Below are 3,610 nucleotides of genomic sequence, written 5' to 3' on the forward strand. Positions count from 1 at the left end.
GCGGTGGCGGCCATGGCGCGCCCCGCCAGGGTGCGCCGCGTGGCGGCAACGGCCCCAATCGTGGCGGCCCGCCGCGGGGCGGCCGTGGACCGGAGGGCCAGCGCAAGGACCGTTCCTGGCGCGAAGGCGACTTACGCGACGGGCGGTAAGAACAGGAAAGGCCGGGGAGCGATCCCCGGCCTTTTTCATGCCCGGCTCAGTCGGCCCGGGCGCCGGAGATGCGCACGGCCTCCTGCCACATCGGCCTTTCCCTGTGGCTGCGCGCCGTCAGGTCCTCGGGCGTGGACCACAGGGCCTTGGCGCCGGATTGCAGGAAGCGCTGCTGCACCGCCTCATCCTGCACCACCGCCCGAAGCGCGGCATTCATGCCCTGCACCGCCGCCGCCGGCGTGCCCTTGGGCGCCACGAAGCCGGCCCAGGAGGTGATGACGAAATCCGGCACCCCTGCCTCGGCCATGGTCGGCACGTCCGGCATGGTGGGCCAGCGGGTGGCGCTGGTCACCGCCAGCGCCCGCAACTGCCCGGCCTGGATGATGGATGCATAGGAGGGCAGGTTGTCGATGGCCAGGTCCACATCCCCCGCCAGCATGGCCGGGATGGTCTGGGCCGCGCCGCGGAAGGGCACGTGCTGCGCTTCCAACCCCAGGCGGCTGCGGAAAATCTCGCCCGAGAGATGCGGCGTGGTGCCGACGCCGGGGGAGCCAAAGGAAATGCCGCCCCGCTTGGCCTTGGCCCAGGCGATGAAGCCGGCGAGGTCCCGCACCGGCAGTTGCGCCGGCACCACCACGGCATTCGGCAGGTCCCAGGTCAGGGACACCGGCGCGAAGTCCCGGTCCATCTCCCAGGGCATGCTGCTGTAGAGGAACTGGTTGATGGAGAACTGGCCGATGGTGGCGGAGCCGAAGGTGTAGCCATCCGGCGGTGCCTTGGCGACGGCATCCATGCCGATATTGCCGCCGGCGCCCGGGCGGTTCTCCACCACGATCGGCTGGCCCAGCTTGCGTTGCAGCCCTTCCGCCAGGATGCGGCTGAGCACGTCGGTGGAGCCGGCGGGCGGGAAGGGGACGACCAGGCGCACCGGCCGGTCCGGCCAGCCGCCGCCCTGGGCCAGGGCGGCGGCGGATGGCAGGGCGAGCAGGCCACCCAAAAGCCCACGGCGTGGGATCATGATTCTTCCTCCGGCGATTCTTGTTTCTTGCCGGGGAAGCATGCCGCAGCCCGCGCGGGGTGGGTAGCGGCCTCAGTCGCTGGCCATGACCTTCACGTAGCTGCCCGGCGCCTCCTCGATAGCCGGCAGCCCGCCCGCGCCGGGCTCGCGCGCCGGCACCTTCGCCTTGTCCAGCCCCGAGACCCAGCGGTGCCAGTCCGGCCACCAGGAGCCGGCCAGTTCCGTCGCGCTGGCGAACCAGTCGTCCGGGGAGGGCGGCAGGCTCTCCGCGACCCAGTGGCTGTACTTGCCGGATTCCGGCGGGTTGGCCACACCGGCGATATGGCCGGAGGCTGCGAGGACGAAGCGCACCGGGCCGCCATAGATCTGCGTCGCGCGGTAGGTGCTCTTCCAGGGCGCGATGTGATCCTCGCGGGTTGAGAGGATATAGGTCGGCAGCTTGACCTTGCGCAGGTCGAGCGGCGTGCCGCCCAGCTCGATGGCACCAGGCTTCACCAGGTCGTTCTGCTGGTACATGCGGCGCAGGTAGAAGCTGTGCATGGCCGCCGGCATGCGGGTGCTGTCGTCGTTCCAGTAAAGCAGGTCGAAGGGGAAGGGTTCCTGCCCCAGCAGGTAGTTCTGCACCACGAAGGACCAGATCAGGTCATTGGCCCGCAGCATGTTGAAGGTGGTGGCCATCTCGCGGCCCTCCAGGAAGCCGCGCTTGCTCATGCGGCCTTCCAGCGCGCGCAATTGCTCCTCGTCGATGAAGACGCTGAGCTCGCCGGCTTCCTCGAAATCCACCATGGTCGTGAAGAAGGTGGCGGATTTGATGCGGTTCTCCCGCTTCGCCGCCATCCGCGCCAGCGTGGCCGAGAGCAGCGTGCCGCCCAGGCAATAGCCGATGGCATTGACGGCCTTCTCGCCCGTCGCCTGCTCGATCGCATCCAGCGCGGCATAGGGGCCTTCGAGCATGTAATCCTCGAAGGATTTCTCAGCCAGCTTCTCGTCCGGATTGACCCAGGAGATCACGAAGACCGTATGCCCCTGGGACACCGCCCAGCGCACGAAGCTGTTCTTGGGCCGCAGGTCCAGGATGTAGAACTTGTTGATCCAGGGCGGCACGATCAGCAGCGGCCGCTTCAGCACCTGCTCCGTCGCCGGGCTGTACTGGATCAACTGCATCAGGTCGTTCTGGTACACCACCTTGCCGGGGGAGACAGCGATATTCTCCCCGATGGTGAACTTGCTGTCGTCCGTCATGCGGATCTTCAGCTTGCCCTTGCCGCGCTCCAGGTCCGACAGCAGGTTCTGCAAGCCGCGCAGCAGGTTCTCGCCGCCCGTCTCGGCGGTCTTGCGCAGCACTTCCGGATTGGTCATCAGGAAGTTCGACGGGCTCATGGCGTCGACGAACTGGCGCGTGTAGAAATCGACCTTCTGCGCCGTCTTGGGTTCCAGGTCGTCCGCCGCATGGACCACATTGGTGAAGTAGCGGGCAGAGAGCAGATAGGACTGCTTGATGAAGTCGAAGACCTCGTTGTCCCGCCAGGCCTCGTCCTTGAAGCGGCGGTCCTTGCTGTCCTCGGCGATGACGGGCTGCACATCCTCGCCCCACATCCGCCGGGCGGTGTTTTGCCACAGCGTCAAGTAGTCCTGCCAGAAGCCGAGCTGCGCCTGCACCAGCCGGGCGGGGTTGGCCATCAGCCGCGTCGTCATGTCGAGGAATGCGGAGCCCAGGTGCAGCGGGTCCGGCCCGGGCGCGCCATCCTGCCCGGCCGAGAGGGTCTGGCGGTTGAGGAATTCGGTCACGATGCGGTGGCCGCGCTCCGCCACATCGGCCATGGTGCGGGACACCATCTCCGGGTCCGGCAGGCGGAAGCCGGCGGGCGTTGTCCCGGGGCTGCCGGGGTTCTGCGGCGTCTTCGCGTCCTTGGCCATGGTTCTCCTGCCTTCCGCGCGTGCCGCGCTGTCCATTCAGCCACGGCCGGGGGGGCCGCGGGCGCTCTTCCCTGTGTCTGGCCGTGGGGGATATGGCCCCTGGCCGTGCTGCCGGTCTTTCGCCCGGACCGGATTTCGGGGTAACCCTCTGCCGCAGGTCGGTAGAGGTGGTCCATGGGCCGGTACGCGGGACGGGACAGCAGCGGAATAAACGGTAGTGGCCGGGGCAGGGGGTATCAAGCCGCCCTGCGCCTGCTCATGGCAGGATCGCTTGTGCTGCCGCTCTCCGGCTGCATCGGTTCGGGCGAGGGACCGCTCGAATTCTTCAACGCCATCACCAGCGATCCGCTGGAAGGCCGGGCCCGGCCGCCGGGGCTGGATTCCGAGGGCTATCCCAATCTGGCCACGGTGCCGCCGGCGCCGGCGCGGGGCGCTGCCTCGGCGCGCGAGGAACTGACCCGCGCCCTGGCCGACCTGCGCCAGCAATCCGAGACGCCGGTGACGCCCGGCGCCCCGGTGCCGCCG

The 3,610-nt window shown here is 68.8% G+C and carries 2 protein-coding genes and 1 pseudogene; 1 reads left to right on the plus strand and 2 read right to left on the minus strand.

The features are described 5' to 3' along the window. Nucleotides 1-196: 196 nt before the first annotated feature. Both IBL25_RS25105 and IBL25_RS25110 read right to left on the minus strand, forming a co-directional pair. A complete protein-coding gene (locus tag IBL25_RS25105) occupies nucleotides 197-1,168 on the minus strand; it encodes a Bug family tripartite tricarboxylate transporter substrate binding protein (RefSeq protein WP_187781184.1) in 972 nt (323 codons plus the stop codon). Between the two features lie 72 nt (nucleotides 1,169-1,240). Further along, nucleotides 1,241-3,085, minus strand: a complete 1,845-nt coding sequence (locus IBL25_RS25110) for a PHA/PHB synthase family protein (protein WP_187781185.1) — start codon at nucleotides 3,083-3,085, stop codon at nucleotides 1,241-1,243. 258 nt (nucleotides 3,086-3,343) lie between these two features. On the opposite strand from IBL25_RS25110, the pseudogene IBL25_RS25115 reads away from it, so the two are divergent. Continuing rightward, nucleotides 3,344-3,610 (plus strand): annotated as a pseudogene (locus tag IBL25_RS25115) (hypothetical protein); the annotation flags it as partial.

Source organism: Pseudoroseomonas ludipueritiae (assembly GCF_014490445.1).
In the GTDB taxonomy this organism is placed as follows: domain Bacteria; phylum Pseudomonadota; class Alphaproteobacteria; order Acetobacterales; family Acetobacteraceae; genus Pseudoroseomonas; species Pseudoroseomonas ludipueritiae.

Bases quoted from the DNA above. Each gene is read 5' to 3' on its own strand.
- IBL25_RS25105 (WP_187781184.1), bottom strand. From the start codon at position 1,168: ATGATCCCACGCCGTGGGCTTTTGGGTGGCCTGCTCGCCCTGCCATCC.
- IBL25_RS25110 (WP_187781185.1), bottom strand. From the start codon at position 3,085: ATGGCCAAGGACGCGAAGACGCCGCAGAACCCCGGCAGCCCCGGGACA.